The organism is Pseudomonas sp. TMW22080 (assembly GCF_022496745.1).
In the GTDB taxonomy this organism is placed as follows: domain Bacteria; phylum Pseudomonadota; class Gammaproteobacteria; order Pseudomonadales; family Pseudomonadaceae; genus Aquipseudomonas; species Aquipseudomonas bubulae.
Genome location: NZ_SCFF01000006.1, coordinates 221,114 through 240,782, shown reverse-complemented (window position 1 = coordinate 240,782; position 19,669 = coordinate 221,114). Strand labels below are relative to the sequence as shown.

Annotated in this window: 20 protein-coding genes and 1 tRNA gene; 9 read left to right on the top strand and 12 right to left on the bottom strand. The window is 55.2% G+C overall.

Features of this window, described 5'->3' with window-relative positions; all coding sequences use genetic code 11:
* Positions 1-32 precede the first annotated feature (32 nt).
* Entirely contained in the window at positions 33-524 is a 492-nt protein-coding gene (locus EQV96_RS20770; RefSeq protein ID WP_095002005.1) for a hypothetical protein, read from the top strand.
* 63 nt (positions 525-587) lie between these two features.
* Here the strand turns inward: EQV96_RS20770 and EQV96_RS20765 are convergent, their stop codons facing one another.
* A complete protein-coding gene (locus EQV96_RS20765) occupies positions 588-1,484 on the bottom strand; it encodes a DMT family transporter (protein ID WP_095002006.1) in 897 nt (298 codons plus the stop codon).
* A 130-nt stretch (positions 1,485-1,614) separates the two neighbouring features.
* On the opposite strand from EQV96_RS20765, the gene EQV96_RS20760 reads away from it, so the two are divergent.
* Positions 1,615-2,052 carry an Lrp/AsnC family transcriptional regulator gene (locus EQV96_RS20760; protein WP_095002007.1) on the top strand — a complete coding sequence of 146 codons (438 nt, stop codon included), beginning with the start codon at positions 1,615-1,617 and terminating at the stop codon, positions 2,050-2,052.
* A 12-nt stretch (positions 2,053-2,064) separates the two neighbouring features.
* Here the strand turns inward: EQV96_RS20760 and EQV96_RS20755 are convergent, their stop codons facing one another.
* Positions 2,065-3,396: a PLP-dependent aminotransferase family protein gene (locus EQV96_RS20755; RefSeq protein ID WP_240882316.1), complete on the bottom strand. Its 1,332-nt coding sequence runs from the start codon at positions 3,394-3,396 to the stop codon at positions 2,065-2,067.
* Between the two features lie 98 nt (positions 3,397-3,494).
* On the opposite strand from EQV96_RS20755, the gene EQV96_RS20750 reads away from it, so the two are divergent.
* Positions 3,495-4,391, top strand: a complete 897-nt coding sequence (locus EQV96_RS20750) for a DMT family transporter (protein WP_240882315.1) — start codon at positions 3,495-3,497, stop codon at positions 4,389-4,391.
* 125 nt (positions 4,392-4,516) lie between these two features.
* On the top strand, positions 4,517-5,854 hold the full coding sequence (locus EQV96_RS20745) for an MFS transporter (protein WP_095032575.1): 1,338 nt from the start codon (positions 4,517-4,519) through the stop codon (positions 5,852-5,854).
* A 55-nt stretch (positions 5,855-5,909) separates the two neighbouring features.
* On the opposite strand, the gene EQV96_RS20740 is transcribed toward EQV96_RS20745, so the two are convergent.
* Together EQV96_RS20740 and EQV96_RS20735 are read right to left on the bottom strand one after the other, a co-directional pair.
* A complete protein-coding gene (locus EQV96_RS20740; RefSeq protein WP_095027264.1) occupies positions 5,910-7,265 on the bottom strand; it encodes an ATP-binding protein in 1,356 nt (451 codons plus the stop codon).
* Positions 7,262-7,972 carry a response regulator gene (locus tag EQV96_RS20735; protein ID WP_095002098.1) on the bottom strand — a complete coding sequence of 237 codons (711 nt, stop codon included), beginning with the start codon at positions 7,970-7,972 and terminating at the stop codon, positions 7,262-7,264. The genes EQV96_RS20740 and EQV96_RS20735 overlap by 4 nt, the downstream gene beginning before the upstream one ends.
* A gap of 171 nt (positions 7,973-8,143) precedes the next feature.
* Here EQV96_RS20735 and EQV96_RS20730 point away from each other — a divergent pair, with 171 nt between their 5' ends.
* Together EQV96_RS20730 and EQV96_RS20725 are read left to right on the top strand one after the other, a co-directional pair.
* Positions 8,144-8,401: a hypothetical protein gene (locus tag EQV96_RS20730; protein WP_095002012.1), complete on the top strand. Its 258-nt coding sequence runs from the start codon at positions 8,144-8,146 to the stop codon at positions 8,399-8,401.
* 66 nt (positions 8,402-8,467) lie between these two features.
* On the top strand, positions 8,468-9,031 hold the full coding sequence (locus tag EQV96_RS20725) for a cysteine hydrolase family protein (RefSeq protein ID WP_095024353.1): 564 nt from the start codon (positions 8,468-8,470) through the stop codon (positions 9,029-9,031).
* 39 nt (positions 9,032-9,070) lie between these two features.
* Here EQV96_RS20725 and EQV96_RS20720 read toward each other — a convergent pair whose 3' ends face one another.
* Positions 9,071-10,159 carry a hypothetical protein gene (locus EQV96_RS20720; protein ID WP_095002014.1) on the bottom strand — a complete coding sequence of 363 codons (1,089 nt, stop codon included), beginning with the start codon at positions 10,157-10,159 and terminating at the stop codon, positions 9,071-9,073.
* 622 nt (positions 10,160-10,781) lie between these two features.
* On the opposite strand from EQV96_RS20720, the gene EQV96_RS20715 reads away from it, so the two are divergent.
* Positions 10,782-11,174: a cupin domain-containing protein gene (locus tag EQV96_RS20715; protein ID WP_095025816.1), complete on the top strand. Its 393-nt coding sequence runs from the start codon at positions 10,782-10,784 to the stop codon at positions 11,172-11,174.
* A gap of 152 nt (positions 11,175-11,326) precedes the next feature.
* On the opposite strand, the gene EQV96_RS20710 is transcribed toward EQV96_RS20715, so the two are convergent.
* The 4 genes from EQV96_RS20710 to EQV96_RS20695 form a co-directional block, all read right to left on the bottom strand.
* A complete protein-coding gene (locus EQV96_RS20710; RefSeq protein ID WP_095019516.1) occupies positions 11,327-11,686 on the bottom strand; it encodes a hypothetical protein in 360 nt (119 codons plus the stop codon).
* Between the two features lie 277 nt (positions 11,687-11,963).
* Positions 11,964-13,565: an ABC transporter substrate-binding protein gene (locus EQV96_RS20705; RefSeq protein WP_138738228.1), complete on the bottom strand. Its 1,602-nt coding sequence runs from the start codon at positions 13,563-13,565 to the stop codon at positions 11,964-11,966.
* Positions 13,566-14,285: 720 nt separating this feature from the next.
* The gene (locus EQV96_RS20700; RefSeq protein WP_095019517.1) at positions 14,286-14,633 is read right to left on the bottom strand and encodes a hypothetical protein; all 348 of its coding nucleotides are present in this window, start codon (positions 14,631-14,633) and stop codon (positions 14,286-14,288) included.
* An 18-nt stretch (positions 14,634-14,651) separates the two neighbouring features.
* Positions 14,652-15,404 (bottom strand): hypothetical protein, encoded by a 753-nt coding sequence (locus EQV96_RS20695; protein WP_240882314.1) that lies wholly within the window; start codon positions 15,402-15,404, stop codon positions 14,652-14,654.
* A gap of 686 nt (positions 15,405-16,090) precedes the next feature.
* Between EQV96_RS20695 and EQV96_RS20690 the strand changes: the two genes are divergently transcribed.
* Positions 16,091-16,609, top strand: coding sequence for a cysteine hydrolase family protein (locus tag EQV96_RS20690; RefSeq protein ID WP_138738227.1), 519 nt, complete (start codon positions 16,091-16,093; stop codon positions 16,607-16,609).
* A gap of 198 nt (positions 16,610-16,807) precedes the next feature.
* Here the strand turns inward: EQV96_RS20690 and EQV96_RS20685 are convergent, their stop codons facing one another.
* From EQV96_RS20685 to EQV96_RS20675, 3 genes are all read right to left on the bottom strand, one after another.
* Positions 16,808-17,026, bottom strand: coding sequence for a hypothetical protein (locus tag EQV96_RS20685; RefSeq protein ID WP_240882313.1), 219 nt, complete (start codon positions 17,024-17,026; stop codon positions 16,808-16,810).
* 187 nt (positions 17,027-17,213) lie between these two features.
* Positions 17,214-18,215 (bottom strand): polymorphic toxin type 44 domain-containing protein, encoded by a 1,002-nt coding sequence (locus tag EQV96_RS20680; RefSeq protein ID WP_240882312.1) that lies wholly within the window; start codon positions 18,213-18,215, stop codon positions 17,214-17,216.
* A gap of 491 nt (positions 18,216-18,706) precedes the next feature.
* Positions 18,707-18,794 (bottom strand) — tRNA-Ser (locus tag EQV96_RS20675).
* Positions 18,795-18,918: 124 nt separating this feature from the next.
* On the opposite strand from EQV96_RS20675, the gene EQV96_RS20670 reads away from it, so the two are divergent.
* Positions 18,919-19,590, top strand: a complete 672-nt coding sequence (locus tag EQV96_RS20670) for a Bax inhibitor-1/YccA family protein (RefSeq protein ID WP_095002022.1) — start codon at positions 18,919-18,921, stop codon at positions 19,588-19,590.
* Positions 19,591-19,669: the final 79 nt, after the last annotated feature.

Genomic DNA, 19,669 nt, shown 5'->3' with positions numbered 1-19,669 from the left:
ACGCCATACAGACACAGCTGACAGAGGTTCGCATGTTCAAAGGATTAGCCGGTCACCTCACAGAAAAAAACGTTCACTCGATCAACACCTTGCCGTCCAACAATATCGAATTGTTCGACTGCTATGCCGGTTTGATCCTGGGCCACCTGTACCGTAACTTCCCCTTGCCCATCACCCTGACTGCCGAGCGCTTTATCGACTACAAAGGCCTGGCGGACAGCAACCGCGAGGCGCTGGAAAAAGAAGAGAACCTGTTCCTGGCCACGGTCAAATGGCTGGCGGATATTGGCTACATCCACTTCGACGGCATGTCGGGCGTAGCCTTTTACGAAGTGGTTCTGACCAACAGCGGGCTGCTGATCCTGCGCGCTTACCCGGAAGGCACCGACACTGCGCCGACCCTGGGCGAAAAACTGGCGCAGTGCGTCAACAACGAAAACACCGCCGATATGAGAGCGCTGGTAACCCAGGCACTGAGTCTGGGCGTGCGCATGATCAGCCCGATGAGTCGGTCGGGGATTTAAGCCAGGCCCATCAATGCACTTGGCCATGAACGCTCACAGTGACCAAGTGCATTTAAACAGCCATTATCCTCCACTCACTACCCGCCGCCCTCCCACCCGCCACCCCAGCTGAATCCCGGCTGCCGCGATTAAAATCGCCGCCACGCCCACCCATTGCAGCGGTTCCAGGCGATGGCCAAAGGCAAACCAGTCCACAAATATCGCGGCAATGGGGTAGATAAAGCTCAGTGCTCCGATCAATGCCGTGGGCAGTTTCTGGATTGCTCCGTAGAGCAGTACATACATCAAGCCGGTATGGACTACGCCAAGCGTCAGTAAGGCGCCCCACGCCTGTGCGCCAGCAGGCAGCTCAGTGACGTTGGCCAGGGGTGCCAGCAGCAGTGCGCCGGTGCTGACCTGGATCAGCGCGATCAGGTGCGGGGGGATCCCGCGCAGGCGTTTGATGATCAGCACGGCCACGGCGTACATCAAGGCCGCACTCAGCGCCAGGGCAATCCCCAGCAAGTACTCACTGCCGCTCTCCCCTTGCCCGTGGTGGGCGCTGACGATCGCCAACATGCCCACAAACGACACCACCAGCCAGGCCAGTTTGTGCAGGGTTATTCTTTCACCCAGGAACAACGCTGCCAGACCGAGCAGGATAAATGGCTGAACGTTGTAGACCGCCGTACCAATGGCGATTGAGGCCCTGGAGTAGGACGCGAACAACAACACCCAGTTGGCAACGATGGCCACGCCGCTCAAAACTACCAGCGCAAAGGTAGTGCGGTTCAGCAGACCGCGGCGTAAAAAACCCATCCGCGCACAGATCAGCAGCAACGTCACCGCGCCAAACACACAGCGCCAGAACACCACATCCAGCACTGCTTGCCCGCTTAGCAGGACAAGCCAGCCAATGGTGCCGGAGATAAGCATGGCTGCGACCATTTCCAGCGAACCGCGTTGCGTGGTTTTGTCCATATTTGCCTCCCTCAAAGTAGGAAACAGTATGGCAATCGCGATTCATGCAGCGCCATAATCCAGAAAAGGCAATTCGTCATTTTTGCCTTTAGTGTTAAGGCATTCTGCCAATTTGGCCTAAGGAGCAAAGATGAGCGACGAGATAGATCAGCTGTTGATCAGCGCACTGATGCAAGACTCACGCAGCTCCCTGAAAACACTGGCCAGCCTCAGCGGCCTGTCGTCACCCAGCGTCGCCGAGCGCATTCGCAAGCTCGAAGAGCGCGAAGTGATCAAGGGTTACACCGTGGAAGTCGATCCCAAAGCCTTTGGCTATCAACTCCAGGCCATCATCCGCATTCGACCGCTACCGGGGCAGTTGCAGGAAGTGGAGCGCCAGATCCAGAACATCCCCCAGTTCACCGAGTGCGACAAGGTGACGGGCGATGACTGTTTTATTGCCCGTCTGCATGTGCGTTCAATCGAGCAATTGGACAGCCTGCTTGATGGCCTCAATGCCTACGCCGAAACCAATACGTCGATCATCAAAAAAAGCCCGGTCAAACGCCGGTTGCCGCCCATGGCCTGAGTACGGCCACCCCTAGGCATGGGCCTGAACCACCCACTTCACTTTCGCCAGGCCCTCACGCAGGGCCGTCATGCCCACCGAGCCCAGCGCCAGCCTTATCGCATGGGGCACATGGGCCGAAGTTGCAAAGGGCTGCGCGGTCGACACCGAGACCTGCTCACGCGCCAACGCCGCAACAACCTGGTCCGCCCGGGCGTCCTCTGACAGAGGCAACCAGACAAAGTAGGACGAAGGATGGCGGATCCTGTGCAACCCCGCCAACTGCTCATCAGCAATGAGCTGCCTTGCCTGTGCGTCTTTGCGCTTTTGCGACTCGAGCCGGGTCACGGTGCCATCGTCGAGCCAGGCACTGGTGATAGCGGTCATCACACCGGGAGCATTCCAGGCAGTCACTCGGATTATCCGCTCAAGGACACTGACCTTTTCTGCGGGCGCGACGATAAAGCCCACGCGTAAACCCGCTGCGACACTTTTGGAAAACCCAGACACGTAAACGGTTCTTTCCGGCGCCAAGTCAGCCAAAGACGTCGGCGGGTTATCGACCAGAAAAGCGTAGGCCGCATCTTCGATGATATGCAGATCATGTGCCCGGGCGATCGCGACCAAGTGTTGGCGCTGCTCCAGGCTCATCACCCACCCCAACGGATTGTGCAACGTCGGCATGCTGTAGACAGCACGCACAGAGCGACGGCGACACAGACTGGCGAGGGCATCCAGATCCGGCCCGCTTTCCGTGCTCGGGATGGGCAGCAATTCAAGGTGCAGGGCCAGCGCCAGTGCCTTGAAACCCGGGTAGGTCAAGGCGTCCACCGCGATCACGTCACCAGGCTGGAGCAGTGCCATCAGCACCACGCTCAACCCGTGTTGTGCGCCGTTGACGATCAACACCTGTTCGGCGGGCACATTCAACCCGCTCCTGCCCAGGTGCCTCGCGACCGAGGCGCGCTCATGCAGGCGCCCGCCATGGGGCTGGTAGCGCAACAACGATTCCAGATCGCCAGACAACGCCAACTGCCGCAGCGCAGTACGCAACAGTTCGGCCTGGCCCGGCAAGGAGGGATAGTTGTAATTGAGATCCAGCATCCCCGCGATCACGTCGGGCTGGTCTATACCGTGGCCTGGTGGTAGCGAGGTTTCCCGGACAAAAGTGCCACGCCCGGTTTCGCCACTGACCAGCCCCATGGCCTCAAGCTCGGCATACACGCGACTGGCCGTGACCAGCGCCAGCCCTTCGCTGGCTGCGAGCTGGCGATGGGTAGGCAAACGCGTACCCGGCGACAGACGGCCTGAGCGGATATCGGCAGCAAAGCCGTCAACCAGCGACTTGTAGCGGGAACGGGGCATCGGGCTTTGTATCCATGACAATTTTTTGATTGTCATTAATCATCAGCCCTAGGATGCATTGAATGCAATCCCGCGATTAGCCTGGAGCCTGAGACTCGATGGAACGTACTTCCCACCTGCAACACCCCACCACCGAAAAAAACCTCAGCGGCTGGATCAACGGCTTTATCGGCGTGGTCATTTTCAGCGCCTCATTGCCCGCAACCAAGGTGGCGGTGCTGGAGTTCGATCCCGTGTTCCTCACCCTGGCCCGTGCCACTATTGCCGGGGTACTGGCCCTGGCCATGCTCGGGTTGTTCAAGGCCCGGCGGCCGCAGCGCAGCCAGCTGGTGCCCCTGCTGCTGGTGGCAACCGGGGTGGTGGTGGGGTTTCCGCTGCTGACCGCGCTGGCTTTGCAGCATGTGACATCGGCCCACACCATTGTCTTCCTTGGCCTGCTGCCGCTGTCTACCGCAGCCTTCGCCGTGGTGCGCGGGGGTGAACGGCCACGGCCGGCGTTCTGGCTGTTCTCGATCCTGGGCAGCGCGTGCGTCGTGGCCTATGCCCTGGCGCAGGGCCTGAGCGCAGCGCCCGAGGGTGACATCCTGATGCTCCTGGCAGTACTGATCTGTGGTCTTGGCTATGCCGAAGGGGCCAGGTTGTCGCGTACGCTGGGCGGCTGGCAGGTCATTTCATGGGCACTGGTGCTGTCACTGCCATTGATGGCTCCGCTGGCATGGTTGTGGGCCCCCGCTTCGTTCAAAGGTATTAGCGCACCTGCCTGGCTCGGCCTGGCTTACATCTCGATCTTCAGCATGCTGATAGGCTTTGTATTCTGGTACCGGGGGCTGGCCCAGGGCGGGATTGCCGCCGTTGGGCAGTTGCAGCTGCTGCAACCATTTTTTGGCCTGGCACTGGCTGCCACCTTGCTGCACGAGACTGTAAGCATGGGCATGTTTGGTGTTACAGCGGCGGTGATCCTGTGCGTTGCCGGGGCCAAAAAGTTCGCCCGGTAGCCTGTAGCCCCCGTGCTTGACCTCTGAGAAGTCGGTACTGACTATGCCGATGACACTTTTGGAGCGAATCGTTTCAGCCGCTGCCTCGATAATCATTGCTTACTGAGGACAGGTCGAGGTGCAGCATGACAAGCGTATCCATAGAGCAGGTCAGCCCTGAAACGCTGAGAAAAGTGATTGTCGCCGCCGCCATCGGTAATTTCGTCGAATGGTTCGACTTCGCCGTCTACGGTTTTCTGGCCACCACCATCGCTCAGCAGTTTTTCCCCAGTGGCGATGCCAGTGCCGCATTGCTCAAGACCTTTGCTGTGTTTGCGGTGGCCTTTGCCTTTCGCCCCCTTGGCGGGATTTTTTTCGGCATGCTGGGGGACAGGATAGGCCGCAAGCGTACCCTTGCCATGACCATTTTGCTGATGGCCGGGGCCACTACCTTGATCGGTATATTGCCCACTTATGCTGCAATCGGGGTTATGGCGCCGATCCTGCTCACCCTGATTCGTTGCGCCCAGGGCTTTTCTGCAGGCGGTGAATACGCCGGGGCCTGTGCCTATTTGATGGAGCACGCCCCCAGCGATAAAAGAGCCTGGTACGGCAGCTTTGTGCCGGTTTCGACATTTTCCGCTTTTGCCGCTGCGGCCGTAGTGGCCTACGCCCTTGAGGCTTCGTTATCCGCTGAAAGCATGGGCAGTTGGGGCTGGCGCCTGCCGTTCCTGATTGCTGCGCCACTGGGCCTGGTAGGGCTTTATTTGCGCTGGAAGCTGGATGAAACCCCGGCCTTCCAGGCCGTGAAGGAGGAGCATGCGGTCGCCCACTCCCCACTCAAGGACACCTTGCGCAACCATGGCGCAGCGATCTGCTGCCTGGGAGCCTTTGTGTCGCTGACGGCACTGTCCTTCTACATGTTCACCACTTACTTCGCGACCTACTTGCAGGTCGCGGGCGGCTTGAGCCGGGCAACCGCTTTGCTGGTGTCGCTGATCGCCCTGCTCTTCGCCGCCGCCATCTGCCCGCTGGCCGGGCTGTATTCGGACCGGGTCGGGCGGCGGGCGACCGTGGTGACCGCGTGCGTTCTACTGATGGTCGCGGTGTATCCGTCGTTCCTGATGGCCAGCTCGGGCGGGTTCGCAGCGTCCATCGTCGGTGTCATGCTGCTGGCAATTGGCGCGGTGTTGTGTGGCGTGGTGACCGCAGCTTTGCTCTCGGAGACGTTTCCGACCCGCACTCGCTATACCGCTTCGGCCATCACCTACAACATGGCGTACACCCTTTTTGGCGGCACCGCACCGCTGGTGGCGACATGGCTGATCAGCACCACCGGTAGCAATATGTCGCCCGCGTTTTATCTGATGGCCGTTGCACTGCTCGCCCTGGCTGGCGGCCTGGCATTGCCTGAGACCTCACGGATTTCCTTGCATGATGTGGCGACACCCGAAAATGCGGCGCAAGCCGTCGCTGCGGTCTGAGGGGCCAAGAGGCTGAGAGTGCCGGGGCTGCCCGGCACTCTCTGCAGAAGATCATTCACCCAGCCCCCTTGAGCACCGGCAACACAACCCTCACCGCCAACCCGCCACCCGTGCGGTTGCTCAGGGTTAGCGAACCGCCGTGTTCCAGCACAATCGCTCTGGCTGCCGACAGTCCGAGCCCCACCCCGCCGGTGCTTTTGTTGCGCGATTCTTCAAGCCGATAAAAAGGCACAAACACCTGCTCATGACTTTGGACAGGAATGCCCGGCCCCCGGTCAAGAACGAAAACAGTGACCTGCTCATCGTCCCGACTCAGCTCGATGGCCGGCTCGCCTGCGTACTTGATAGCGTTATCCAGCAGGTTGGTCATCACCCGTTTCAGGCCAAGCGGCCGGCCCAAATACACCAGGTGCTCAGGACCGTTGAAGGCAATGTCAATGGACTGGTCGCGGTAGTCATCAATCAGGGTTTGCAACAACCCTGCCAGGTCAAATTGCGTGGCCTGCTCGAGCCGGGCATCGTCGCGAAAGAACTCCAGGCTGGAGTTGATCATGGCCTGCATCTCGTCTACATCGCGAAACAGACGCTGTTGTTGGTCCGGGTCGTCAATAAACTCACCGCGCAGTCGCATGCGTGTCAGCGGGGTGCGCAAGTCATGGGAAATGGCCGCGAGCATCTGGGTACGGTCTTTTATGAAGTGTTGCAACTGCGCCTGCATGGCGTTGAACGCAAGAATGGCCTGTCGGATCTCCCGAGGGCCAACCGGCTCAATGGGCGGCGCACGAAAATCGACACCAAAACGCCGGGCGCCCTCGGCGAACTGCTGCAAAGGCCTGGCCAGATGGCGAGTGGCGATCAGCGCCACAAGCACCGTGGACAACAACACCAGCAGGATCAAAATCAGATTGCGCTGCCATTGGCCCAGGCCCCAGCTGCGCGATGCGATGCTGAACATAAGCCATGAGCCATCCTCCAGTTGCACCAGCAGGGCGTAATGCCCGTTGTGCTGTGGCCAGTCGTCGGGCTGATAGGCTTCGAGGCGTCGCTCTGGGCTATTGAACAGCCGCTGCGCCAGCGGCGTGGCCGTGCGACTGGCCGCTTCGGCCACCTGCGGCAAATCCAGGCCGGCACGGCTGGCATGCCAACTGATGCTCAGGGCGCTGTCAGTGGCTGCCGCAGCCAGACGTTGGCGCTGTGGCGCCGGCGAAGCTTCGATCAGCTTGGTCGTCAGGGAAATCTTTTCCAGCAGCCCGATTTCACTCAGCGGCGGGTAAGCCCAAACACCCGCCAACTGAGTAAACAGCGCATTGAATGCCAGCGCCGTAAGCATCGCGACAATGGTGGTCAAGGCAATCCAGCGTGCGATGGTGTTGCGTGAGCGCAGGCGCCAGCCTGAAATCCAGCCCGTCACTGACAGGTCACCCCGGGCGTGAACAGGTAACCGACATTGCGCACGGTGCGAATCATCTCGACCCCTTTGCTGTCGAACTCCAGCTTGCGCCGCAAACGGCTGACCTGTACGTCGATGCTGCGATCGAACGCGTCATGGCCAGCGCCACGAGCCAGATCCAGCAACAGTTCGCGAGTCAGAATGCGCTGGGGATGTTCGACAAACACCAACAACAAATCGAACTCTCCGGCAGACAAGGGAATCATCACCTGATCCGGGGAACGAAGTTCGCGGCGGGTCAGGTCCAGTTGCCAGCCCGCAAACTTCATCAGTGGCCGCGGCACCTGCCCGACCGAGGGCTGGCCCTGCCCTGCCCGGCGCAACACGGCACGCACCCTGGCCAACAGTTCCCGGGCATCAAAAGGTTTGCTCAGATAATCATCGGCGCCCATTTCAAGACCGACGACCCGATCACTCAGCTCGCCCATGGCCGTCAGCATGATGACCGGCGTGGGGTATTGCTGACGCAAACGCTGACACAGCATCAGGCCGTTTTCGCCAGGCAGCATCAAGTCGAGAATGATCAGGTCCGGTGGTTGCAGCGCCATCGCCGCCCACAGTGACGTGCCATCGGTGGCCACCTCCACCGAATATCCGTGTTGTACAAAAAACTTCTTCAGAAGCGCGAGGACCTCCAGGTCATCGTCCACGATCAAAAGGCTGCTCACCGGCGCATTCCACTTAAGGTATGTAAAGGCTTCCATCTAAAACTATTCGTCCCGCTGCGTCATATATTTCAACTTGGTAACAAAGTTGCGGCCAGGCAAAAAAGCAGACATATCCAGGCAAACCGCGAATGCGAGGATCAGACCTCTTTCCTGCCAAGAACGCGTGTACCCATGCCTTGCGAAAACCCGGCCATGATCCTGGAACAGCGACTGGTAAAGCGTGCCAACGCCGCCCTGCACTGTCGCGAAACAAGCCTGCGCCTGTCGAGCGATCGCGACACGCTGGTACTCAGCCGCTATATCGAGCATTACAGCCATGAAGGTGTTCAGTGGGTCGAGAGCACCCATACAGTGCCGGTGAGGGCTTTGCTGAAATGGATGATCAGCCACGGCGAACCGCAAACCCTGAGCCAGGATAAAGACCTGTAGCCATCTGGTGACCCCGGCGCAATAGACTTAGCATGGTGCTCCCTATCCCCAGCCAGAGGAACGGCCATGCCCCTGATCAAATCCGATGCGGCACTGATCATCATCGATATGCAAAAAGGGATAAGCCTTCCCGGGCTTGGTCGCAGAAACAACCCGCACACCGAGCTCAACGTACAGCTCCTGCTGGAAACCTGGCGGCATGTACAGCGTCCGGTAGTCCATGTCCGGCATATATCCCGATCGCCTGCCTCGGTATTCTGGCCCGGCCAGCCTGGCTGCGAGTTTCAGGAGGGGCTGGCCCCGCTCGATAGTGAGCACGTGGTTGAAAAGAACGTACCCGATGCATTTACCAACACAGGCCTGGAACGCTGGTTGCGCACGCGCGGGATTGAGCAGTTGGTCATCGTCGGCGTGATCACCAATAATTCCGTAGAGAGCACGGTTCGCTCAGCAGGTTGCCTGGGGTTCGATGTGATTGTGGGATCGGATGCCTGCTATACATTCGATCAGATAGACCTGAATGGACGCCTGTGGCCTGCCGAGGATGTACATGCACTGTCGCTTGCCAGCATGGCAATGGATTACGCCAGGGTCCGGGACGTCAACCAGATACTTGAACAGCAGGGCTAGGAAGGAAGCCGCCGAACATGCGTTCGGCGGCAGCCGGGGTCAGGAGACCGCGTCCAGCGCGGTTTTTTCCGCCTTGGCCAGCGAGCGACTGCGCAGCCAGCTGAAGCAAATGGCGAGGATCAGCGCAAAGCCTACGTAGCCCAGCAGCGGATACACGGTGCCCACCAACTTGCTGAAACCACCCAGGCTCAAAGCCAGGCCGACACAAACGGTCACTGCACTAAACAACTTGAAACGGCCCGATTCCGGCTTGGCAAAGCGTGCACTGAAGGCAAAGAACATCCCAACCGCAGTGCTGTAGACCATGCACACCAGTGCGATGGACATCACCACCGAGAGTAGTGGCGAGATGCGTCCGGCCAGTGCCAGGGACGGCATTTCAATACCCTGCAGCTGGTTGATGTTGGCAAACAGGCCGATGTTCAACAACAGGATCAGGGCGCCCAAACCAAGCCCGCCGAGCACACCGCCGAGAGCGGCCGCCTTGGGTTGTTTGGTCATGCCACCGATCACTGCCAGCATCGGGAAACCTACCGCGATATTGAACGAAGCGTAGAGCAAGGCGCCGACAAACCAGTTGCCAGTGACCGTCTCGTTGTTTTCACGCGCCACAGCATCCAGGGTCTCGATTGGAGCGTTGTAGCTGAAAATCGAGTAGGTCGTGATGATTAGCACCATCGCCAGCAGAAAAGGCATGACTGCGCTGATCAGATCAATGATGCGCTTGACGTTCATGCACAGCGTGGCGATCACCAGCACGGTCATCAATACACCGCCAAACAATGGGGGCAGATCGTACTGCTGGGCAAAAATCGAACCGCTACCGGCCAGCATCACCACACCAACCCCATAGAGGAAGAATGACAGCACCACATCGACGACCCAGCCCAGACGTGCGCCGAACAGAGCGTAGAGTACTTCCTTGTGCGAGTTGGCCTGCATCTTCGAACTCATGCGGGCGATCTGCATACCGAGGAAGGCAAACATCAAACCGCTTACCAGGGTGCCCAGGATACCGATAAGCCCATAGCCGGTGAAAAACTGCAGCACCTCCTGCCCGGAGGCAAAGCCACCACCGATAACTACGGACATGTACGCAAGCGCAATCTGGATCGACTGTTTATTCATTACACTTTTTCTCATTCTTAGACTTATTAGGTGCAGGAAACAAGACGACGCGGACACCACCTCATTTACGCAGGGTGGCTATCGCCATAGCAGTTCGATCACTCATCGTGATTGGCTGAACTGTACAGGTACGTAGACACCGCGGGCAGTATAGGAAGTGTTGCGCAGGTAATTTCACCATATACACAACAAAATTCAGCTAAAACGTCATGCTGGAGAGGTTTTACCCTATCAATTATCTCGCAAGCGGCATTATTGACCGCAAAACCATCAGAAACATTTAGATACATGCTTGTTTTTATAAATCAGTCACTTAGCTTATTTCTGTGCTGGCCTCTGCGCATTTTTGCACGCCCCCGCGTACAGCCCCGGGAACAGCCAATGACCACAAGAAAATGATGGAATGAACGAACAACATAATAACGACACACTAAACAAACATGACACACATTAAATTTCGCACAAATATGAAAAGAAATGAACCACGCAAGTAACAGAAAAAAACTACATACTTTAGCGAGCCCAAAAATCTATTGTTTTTACGCAGAAAACTTAAAACATGAACACCTAAAAACGTCTGACTCGCACAGCCAATCAAGCGTCATAAACCGGAAATCAAATAATGAAAGGCACGCCCCCAGCCATATTTATGTTGAGTGCCGTCCTCTGGGCGGGAGCTGCCATCGCAGACATGCCAACACCCGCAAAGTCTGACGTGTTGCAACGAATCGACATGCCTGATACCCACTATCAAATGGGCTTGCAAAAAGCAGTACTCGCCCCGAACGAAGTCAAGGCTCGCCACATACATACAGGACCAGAAGTCGCCTATGTGCTTGAAGGCGAGGTCATCATTACAATGGATGGGCAGCCTGAAAAGCGAATAAAGGCCGGTGACAGTTTTCAACACCTGGCGCACGAACCCCACATCAGCAAAGCGGGCCCACAGGGCGCTACCGTTCTTGCCACCTGGGTAGTGGAAAAAGGCAAGAGCTTTTCTGTCCCTGCACCCTGATCCAGCGACTGCGCATCACACCGGGCAGCATCTTGCATGGCTAACATGAGGTAAATCAGGGGGAGGATATACTGCTTCTTTTGGCATGGTCACTGAAGACATTACAATGGATCCGTACTCTCATTGATGACCCCCCTGATGTTTAATCCGTTTCAATCAGCAGGTACAAAGTCCGCGACCTTTAACTTGGAACGCACATCCAAAAACCAACGACTCAGTTGCGAATCGAAACCCTGAGCAATCCGGTCTGCAGCATGGAGTGCCTCATCAGCGCTTCCCCTATTGCCCAGCCCTTGGCAAGCTTTAGACACTTGAAGCAGCAAGAATGCCCTGTCCACCTCCTCCACCCCGTTCGATTCGATAATGACCAGTGCCTTGCCAGCACTATCCAGAGCACTCTGCCACTGCCCGAACCGGTTAAAAGTCAACGCACATAAATAAAGGCTTCGCTCATGGTTCAACCAGGTTCCAAACTGCATCCAGAGCCGCTCACACACAACAGCCGCATCCATAATGACGTTTCGATGGGACAGCTCGTCACCCTGAAGGCGGGGGTTATCCACAGAACCTTGCAAACTTTGTACGCATAGCAAACCAACATGCGCCTTGGCCTCTATTAAAGAAGCGCCTGTAAGTTCGGCATATTCAAATTCGGCAGCAAACGCATTATTTCAGTGCATACCTTGCATAAGACTTTGGCCTATTCACGTCTATAGCGAGGTTATTTCGGTGCCGCGAGCGCACCAAAAACCATCCCGGGCTTCTGGTGCACTCAGTTGGGGCTTGCTGTTACTTATCCAGGCTCACCCCGTAGAACGGTGTCAGCCCAAAGGGGCTGATTTTGAAATCAGTCACTTCCTTGCGCAGGGGCTGGAAAACCGTCGAGTTCGCAATGGGTGTAATCGGAACTTGCTCCTTGAGGATCTTCTGCGCCTCTTGATACAACTTGATGCGTTGTTCGCGGTCGCTGCTGAGTTTGGCTTGCTGCACCAGCTTGTCATAGTCTGGGTTGCACCATTTGGCGTAGTTGCTGCCCTTGACCGCCGCGCAGCTGTAGAGCACGCCGAGCCAGTTATCCGGGTCGCCGTTGTCGCCCGTCCAGCCGTAAATCATCACGTCGTGCTCGCCGTTCTTGGCGCGCTTGATGTACTCGCCCCACTCGTAGCTAACGATATTGGCCTTGATGCCGACCTTTGCCCAATCCTGCTGGATGATTTGTGCCGACATACGCGCGTTCGGGTTGGAGGCGCGTTGAACGGTCATCGCCCACAGGTTGATAGTGGTCCCTGGTGCAACCCCAGCTTCTTTTAAAAGCTGCCGGGCCTTGACCGGGTCGTAGGTGGCATCCTTGATTGTCGGGTCATAAGACCACTGCGCAGGTGGCAAGGCGTTCTGCGCCAATTGCCCTGCGCTCTGGTACACGGCCTTGATGATTGCCGGCTTGTCGATGGCCATGTCCAGGGCCTGACGCACCTTGAGTTGGTCCAGCGGCGGATGTGTCACGTTGTAAGCCAGAAACCCCAGGTTGAACCCGGCTTGCTGCAGCACTCGCAAGTTGGGATCCTGCTTCATCACTTCGATATCCGCCGGTCGCGGGTAACCGCTGACCTGGCACTCCCCGGCTTTGAGTTTCTGCAGGCGCGACGCCGCGTCAGGGGTGATGGCAAAAACCAGGTTGTCGAGTTTCACATCCTCGGGCTTCCAGTACTGTTTGTTGCCGACGTAACGAATCTGCGAGTCCTTCTGATAGCGCTTGAACACAAACGGCCCGGTGCCCACCGGTTTCTGATTGATCTCTTCAGCCTTGCCCTGCTTGAGCAGTTGGGCTCCGTATTCGGCGGACTGCACCGAGGCGAAGCTCATGGCCAGGTTTTGCACAAAGGCGGCATCAACGTTATTGAGGTTGAAACGCACGGTTCGGTCGTCGAGCTTGTCGACGCTCTTGATCGTGGTGTTCAAGCCCATATCGGTGAAATAGGGCGATTCGGACGGGTAAGCCTTGCGGAACGGACTCTGGGCATCCAGCAGGCGATCGAAAGTAAACAACACGTCATCCGCGTTGAAATTCCGGGTCGGGGTGAAGAAATCGGTGGTATGGAACTTGACGCCATCGCGCAGGTGGAAGGTGTAGGTCAGGCCGTCATTGGAGACATCCCAGCGGGTGGCCAGGCCAGGTTCGACTTCAGTACTACCCCGTTTGAACTGGATCAGGCGGTTGAATACGGTTTCGGCGGAGGCATCAAAATCGGTACCGCTGGTGTACTGGCTGGGGTCAAAGCCGGCGGGGCTGGCTTCGGAGCAGTAAACCAGCGTGCTGGCGGCGTGGGCCATTGGCATGAACGCCAGGAGGCCGGCGACGAGAAGGAGCGGTTTGAAGGCGATTCTATCCATGGAGACCCTTGAAGTTGCAGACATAAATAAGCGCCTAAACGAAACCGGCACCCACCGAGATTAACGTCGTTGCCGAACATCAGATAGCGGAAACCTGAATTATTGGAAAACGGACGGCATACACGCCTGCAGAACTTCGAAATCAAGGGCGATAGAGTCGCCTCAGCGCCCTGGACACCTCCAGCCCCGAAAAGACAGCGGCCAGGCTCATTTCGCTGTATGTACAGCGCAGGAGCCTTGAGTGGGCGGGAAGTTGGCGCACCCGGCTTTCGGCCCCTTATTTTATTTCGTGCCTGATGCTTCCTTGCCACAGGCTTTCAGCGCGATCAGGCTGATCATTGGTTGAGCATGCGCTTGGTCAAGTCGGGCTCTATGGACACCCTAAATCACACCGCCGGCGAGGCGGGTGACTTGTAATAAATAAACCCCTCGAACTGTTTCAGTCGTGCACTTTCAAGCGTAGGAATTCCTCTGAATAATCCACCATCGGGCTGCACACCCTCATGACCGCTTAGACCTGAACATGCCAATACCAGCCCTTGTATCCCCCTGCATACTTTAAACAGACGCCGCACAGGCCACTGCTTAGCGATGGCGCTGAGTGTTCTGTATCGCAAATCGTACAGGACACAATTAACAGCGGGCGCGGCAAAGTGCAGACAACAAACACCTTTATTCTGCAAGTGTGCCGCACCCACTTGAATAGTGACCCATCGAAACTTAATACATATTTGTCAAGACCACACCCGTAAAGTAATTACATCCGCCGCCGGATTCATCCAGAAGAGACACTTGCTGGCCTGTCAGCTTCGACAGGGACAGCATATTAAGCAGTGCATAACCTGTGGGATCATTCAGATTGCGCTCCCCATGAACTGCCCACCAGCGCGTTCCGGTCGAAGTTAACATTACGCTGATCCCATTGCCGCTGTCGTAGTTACCTGCCCCTATATGTATTTGCTTTACCGTGCCCTGCGCGCACTTTACATCCCGACTCATCCGCGTTGAACCAGGCTCTTCGGCAAAAGCATTGACACTCAACACCAACAACAAGGCTGCAAGACGCATGCTCATACTCCTCAACGTTTATAGCTCATCATGGTTAATAATGGAGGTACTGCTGTTATAAACAGACTCCAGGGTAAACATTATTGCTGGAATATCTTGCTTCAGATCCGAACGCGACGCAGCCAGGCACGCCCCGACCATCGGGATCATGCCCAACCAGGTCGGCCTTCTTTCTCGTGGGGCTTCACCGTTGAAATAGGGCCTGTTCGTGGCTCGGGTATTATCGGCCACATAACGGGGGTTAACCTGAGCAGTTGAAACTTGCAACTCACCGTCGACAACAATATAGGATTCCACGTCCCTGATATTTTGAGTGGGAATGACGGTCGGCGTTATATATTCATTAGCTGCCCGTGAGGGATGGTAGTTCAAGGGGGTGATCGGGACTTGCGGATTGTTGTCATGTAATGTCCGCAATGAGGCCTCGGCATTGAAGAAGTTGCTGTCCGGCCTGACGCGATAAAGATAAATACGCTGACCGGGTTGGGCAAAAGCCCTGGCAGCTGCGGCAGTGCGAATGAACTGAAAGTTTGCCGCGGTTGAGACAAAGCCTGAATCTCGCTGCCCCTGTTGCCTGTTGACGCATGACTCGCCGGTCACATGGTCATGAACATTAAAGTTACTACCCCAGGCCTGGAAACCAGCGTGAAATATCAGATGCTCCGGCCGGGTATCCATTCGCCATACCGTACCTGGTGGCTCGGCCCATGAATAAGGAGCCTTTAATATAACTGTCACAAAAACCCATAGCAAAACCCCCAGCGTCTTCATGATCCCGCCCCCCCGATAATTAAAGAAATGCCTGCAAAGCACACGCACTTAATTAATTTTACCGAAAAACAAATTACCCGCTATTCATTATGAGCCCCCACAGAACCATAATAAACTCAAAATATTGCATGACTGACCCCATACTTTTAATTACCCCCCACGCAGCACCTCGGCGTACAGAATCTCTATGACTGTTTCGTTAAAGTAGCAGGGCTACGTTCAATATTTAATTTAAAGCACAGACTGTGCGTGCTGGAACTCAAGCTCAAGACACCGCAGTACGTCGATGACCGCGGCAAACTACCCTTTTGCCTTGTGCTCATGCCCAAGAAGACGAGGCTCCCACCAACAACATCTCGTATCACCACAGCGCGTGTAGGTTGCGCTGGACGACCTTTAGTCTAAGTTTGATTGGCCGCGGCTTCCAAGAAGCATATGGGTATATGGCTGGCCAGCTCGAAGTCATGACGCTTCCTGCTCCTGCTTGCCAACCCGCTGATACGCAGCTACTGTCAGCTCCATGAATCAATTACGAGTTGCCTTGACCACGACTACCACGACCGCCGAAGGCGGGTCGTGAGAGGTATCGTGAGTCCATAACGCACGAACTTCAAAGGCCCGCCAGTGATGGTAAGGGCCTTTTCTTTTGCCCTTGTGTCACTGGCCAAAACGCAAGGAAAAGCCCCATGTATGCACTGTTGATTCTTGATATGCAGGTAGGATTGGTGCATGGCCCGGACAAGCCATGGGCTGGCGAGGCCCTGTTGGACACATTGAACACGTTGCTGGATAAAGCCCGGAGCGCAGGTGCCCCGGTCTTTCTCGCCCGTCATGTCGGCCCTACCGGTTCACCGATTGAACCGGGAAGCCCGTTGACCCAACTGATACCGGAACTGGTGCTACAGGGCAACGAAGTGATTTTCGAGAAAAACCGCCCCAACGCCTTTGCCAGGACAAACCTGGCCGACCAGCTACAGGCTCTTGGTGTTGAGGGTGTGGTCATCACGGGCATGAAAACCCAATATTGTGTCGACAGCACCTGCCGCGCGGCACGAGACCTTGGGTTCGACGCAGTACTGATTGCCGATGGCCATACCTGCAGTGACACCCCTGCGTTGAAGGCACAGCAGATTATCGCTCATCACAATGCAACCCTGGCGGGGCCATTCTGTCGTGTCATCAACGCTGAGGACTGGGGGTTTTAGTCTCGGTCGACAGATCGGGCTGATCCAGGCTGATCTGTTGCTAAAACAATGAGGCACAGAGGTAAAAATCGAGCGCTAATACCTGTCGAGGCCGGCTGCTTTCAAGACCTCTATGGAGAAATACAGCACGTGGCCTGTAGGCCACATGCTATGCGGGAGTATTTTTCTTCCAGGCCGGTGTTTTTTTCAACTAAAAATCTATGGGGCAGTTGAATCAAGATCGAATTTCACGATATTGATCTCACCATCAACTTTAAACAATGAAATATTGTGAAACCCATAAATAACCCCATCAACTTTTAGTTTGACCCGACCATCTAAAACCTCGCGAACAGCTGCAGAGCTTTTTGTAACAAGGAATGGGGCGGTCTTCTTTGCTTCCTGAAGCGCTTCTTCATCGCCAGGTTGAAGATTCATCAGGAAATACCTATAGACAACTGGCACCGTAGCGCCACCAGAATCATATAAGACCTCATAGATGGCCCCGCCATGGCCAACATTTGTAACTGAAGTAATCTTGACAGGATTAGGTCTGCCTGGAGCAGACATATATATGTACAAAGCTTGCCCAAGACAAACAAAAAACAAACTCCAAACAACCCACTTAATACCCCTTCGACTTCGCATAATCTATTCCTGCTTTAATCCATACTTGATCAACAGGATCATCGCCGTAAGGAGCCTCTGACCACCATTTATCGAATTCTGCCTGAGAAGTCCCAGCTAAGGACTGTGCAGCACCAGCTGCTCTTAAAAGTACCGTTTCAGAAATCCCAGCTGCCGTACCAACAGCACCATAATTAAAATTGCCGAAGCTCTCATACTGAGGCTGGCCTTTTTTGTAATCCCACTCGCCCTTGTTTCTGACTTGGGTGTAAAACCAGCTGAGCAAAAAACCTCTACCCTTAATACTAAAGTATGCTTTTTGGCTTTTCGCAAATTCTAGGTTCTCATCTAAAGAGACGCCGGGTGGAGCGCTAGGATACTGTTTATGTCTGGCTTGCTCTTTCGCATCGCGCAGATTTGTCGCTTTAGCCACCTCTATGAGAGCCAATTTCTGCTGCTTTTCTTTCAAGCGTCGGGCCGTTTCTGAATAGACCTCAGACAACCTGGCAAATTCATACCTCTGTGCCCAATCAAGAAGTTTAGGTGTATTAACTATGACCCTCATCTTCCCGGCCTGAGTAAAACTCCCCGCACTTGGTCTTTTTGAAGCTTGTACATCACTGCCGTCCCCAGAACCTTTAGAAGCCTTAACCTTTCTATCAGCCTCATTCTCTTTAGCCATATATAGTGTTACCAGGATATTTTTCTCTCTTGTGATTATTTTGCTTGACGTGGATACATCCATAGGCATATTTAGCCCGCCTGCACCCTTGATTTCCTGGTCAATCTCAAAATCTATGGCCGCAATATTATCTTTGTGCTGCATATCAAATCTATATGCATTATCAAAAATCCATTGAGTTACATTCTCAAGCGCCCTTATCAATAGACCGAGTATATCATGCATATAATCTGGCATCATAGACTCTCTCGATGTGCCAGGAATGGAGAAGTCTATTATTCTCCCCACAACAGATATCGGACCAAGCTCTAATGGCATATTCATACTCCTTATGAATCAATCCAGACTTTATATTATTCATCGAACTCCCTACTCATACAAATTTATAAAGTCACAACATATGTTCAGACCGAAATTTTAGTGACGAGTTTTTTTGTACGCATAATACGAAATGGCGCCTTCATGAGTTCATGGCAATAACTGCTCTCAAGTATATTGAATACTTTGCTTTCGTAGGCAAAACGAAAGCAGGTGAGGTACACGGGTATGCTGGTAACGGGGACTGTTTACATACGGGTTGTGAAAATTGTGAACGCTACCTGTTAAATCGTCGAAAAGTGCACAGCTAAAAAGCACTTTCCCTCCGACTAAAACACAGCCGTTAAAAACGCTGGATCGGGCTCTAAAATTGCCCCAGATGCGGACACGGTCTGAAGCTATGCGAAAACGACGAGCTCGGTGCAGCGCCCTTCCCCACCCCCCAGAAACGACAAAGCCCGCCAAAAGGCGGGCTCTGCGGTGTAGCAATATGGCGGAGGCGATGGGATTCGAACTCATGGACCTGTTACAGTCGACGGTTTTCAAGACCGTTGCCTTAAACCACTCGGCCACACCTCCTATACGTTGTTTCGGGCGCCATAATACCTGAATGAAACACGTTGTCAAACTCTCTTGATCGCTTGTTTCAGAGCCTCTGCTATGATCTTTGCTACTTAACATTTCTAAACACAGGAGTATCGCCATGCGCGAACAGGATTACGCAGTTAATAGCAGCGTGCAGGCCGAGCAGCTAGAGGTTAGCCGCGTCCTGCGCAATACGTACGGTTTGCTGGCCCTCACCCTGGCTTTCAGCGGTGTGATGGCTTATGTCTCGCAGCAGCTGCGGGTCGGCTATCCCAATATTTTCGTTGTGCTGATCGGGTTCTACGGCCTGTTCTTCTTGACCAACAAGCTGCGTGATTCGGCATGGGGCCTGGTTTCTGCCTTTGCCCTTACCGGTTTCATGGGCTTCTTGCTGGGCCCTATTCTCAACCGTTACCTGGGCATGCAGGGCGGCGCCGAGGTGGTCAGTTCTGCCTTTGCCATGACGGCTCTGGTATTTGGCGGCCTGTCTGCCTATGTATTGATCACTCGCAAGGACATGAGCTTCCTCGGCGGTTTCATCACTGCCGGTTTCTTTGTTCTGCTGGGCGCTACGCTGGCGAGCTTCTTCTTCCAGATCAGCGGCCTGCAGCTGGCTATCAGCGCCGGTTTTGTACTGTTCTCGTCGGTCTGCATTCTGTTCCAGACCAGTGCAATCATTCATGGCGGCGAGCGCAACTACATCATGGCTACCATCAGCCTGTATGTATCGATCTACAACCTGTTTATCAGCCTGCTGCAAATTTTCGGCATCATGAGCCGCGACGACTGATCAACAACCGCTATATAAAAGCCCGCTTCGGCGGGCTTTTTGTTGTCTGCCACAAGCATCTTTGGGCATCTGGCTTTAT

What these genes read in the sequence shown, in the direction of transcription:
- EQV96_RS20770 (WP_095002005.1), top strand. Translation starts at nt 33, where the DNA reads ATGTTCAAAGGATTAGCCGGTCACCTCACAGAAAAAAACGTTCACTCG.
- EQV96_RS20765 (WP_095002006.1), bottom strand. Translation starts at nt 1,484, where the DNA reads ATGGACAAAACCACGCAACGCGGTTCGCTGGAAATGGTCGCAGCCATG.
- EQV96_RS20760 (WP_095002007.1), top strand. Translation starts at nt 1,615, where the DNA reads ATGAGCGACGAGATAGATCAGCTGTTGATCAGCGCACTGATGCAAGAC.
- EQV96_RS20755 (WP_240882316.1), bottom strand. Translation starts at nt 3,396, where the DNA reads ATGCCCCGTTCCCGCTACAAGTCGCTGGTTGACGGCTTTGCTGCCGAT.
- EQV96_RS20750 (WP_240882315.1), top strand. Translation starts at nt 3,495, where the DNA reads ATGGAACGTACTTCCCACCTGCAACACCCCACCACCGAAAAAAACCTC.
- EQV96_RS20745 (WP_095032575.1), top strand. Translation starts at nt 4,517, where the DNA reads ATGACAAGCGTATCCATAGAGCAGGTCAGCCCTGAAACGCTGAGAAAA.
- EQV96_RS20730 (WP_095002012.1), top strand. Translation starts at nt 8,144, where the DNA reads ATGCCTTGCGAAAACCCGGCCATGATCCTGGAACAGCGACTGGTAAAG.
- EQV96_RS20725 (WP_095024353.1), top strand. Translation starts at nt 8,468, where the DNA reads ATGCCCCTGATCAAATCCGATGCGGCACTGATCATCATCGATATGCAA.
- EQV96_RS20720 (WP_095002014.1), bottom strand. Translation starts at nt 10,159, where the DNA reads ATGAATAAACAGTCGATCCAGATTGCGCTTGCGTACATGTCCGTAGTT.
- EQV96_RS20715 (WP_095025816.1), top strand. Translation starts at nt 10,782, where the DNA reads ATGAAAGGCACGCCCCCAGCCATATTTATGTTGAGTGCCGTCCTCTGG.
- EQV96_RS20710 (WP_095019516.1), bottom strand. Translation starts at nt 11,686, where the DNA reads ATGGATGCGGCTGTTGTGTGTGAGCGGCTCTGGATGCAGTTTGGAACC.
- EQV96_RS20705 (WP_138738228.1), bottom strand. Translation starts at nt 13,565, where the DNA reads ATGGATAGAATCGCCTTCAAACCGCTCCTTCTCGTCGCCGGCCTCCTG.
- EQV96_RS20700 (WP_095019517.1), bottom strand. Translation starts at nt 14,633, where the DNA reads ATGCGTCTTGCAGCCTTGTTGTTGGTGTTGAGTGTCAATGCTTTTGCC.
- EQV96_RS20695 (WP_240882314.1), bottom strand. Translation starts at nt 15,404, where the DNA reads ATGAAGACGCTGGGGGTTTTGCTATGGGTTTTTGTGACAGTTATATTA.
- EQV96_RS20690 (WP_138738227.1), top strand. Translation starts at nt 16,091, where the DNA reads ATGTATGCACTGTTGATTCTTGATATGCAGGTAGGATTGGTGCATGGC.
- EQV96_RS20685 (WP_240882313.1), bottom strand. Translation starts at nt 17,026, where the DNA reads ATGAATCTTCAACCTGGCGATGAAGAAGCGCTTCAGGAAGCAAAGAAG.
- EQV96_RS20680 (WP_240882312.1), bottom strand. Translation starts at nt 18,215, where the DNA reads ATGCCATTAGAGCTTGGTCCGATATCTGTTGTGGGGAGAATAATAGAC.
- EQV96_RS20670 (WP_095002022.1), top strand. Translation starts at nt 18,919, where the DNA reads ATGCGCGAACAGGATTACGCAGTTAATAGCAGCGTGCAGGCCGAGCAG.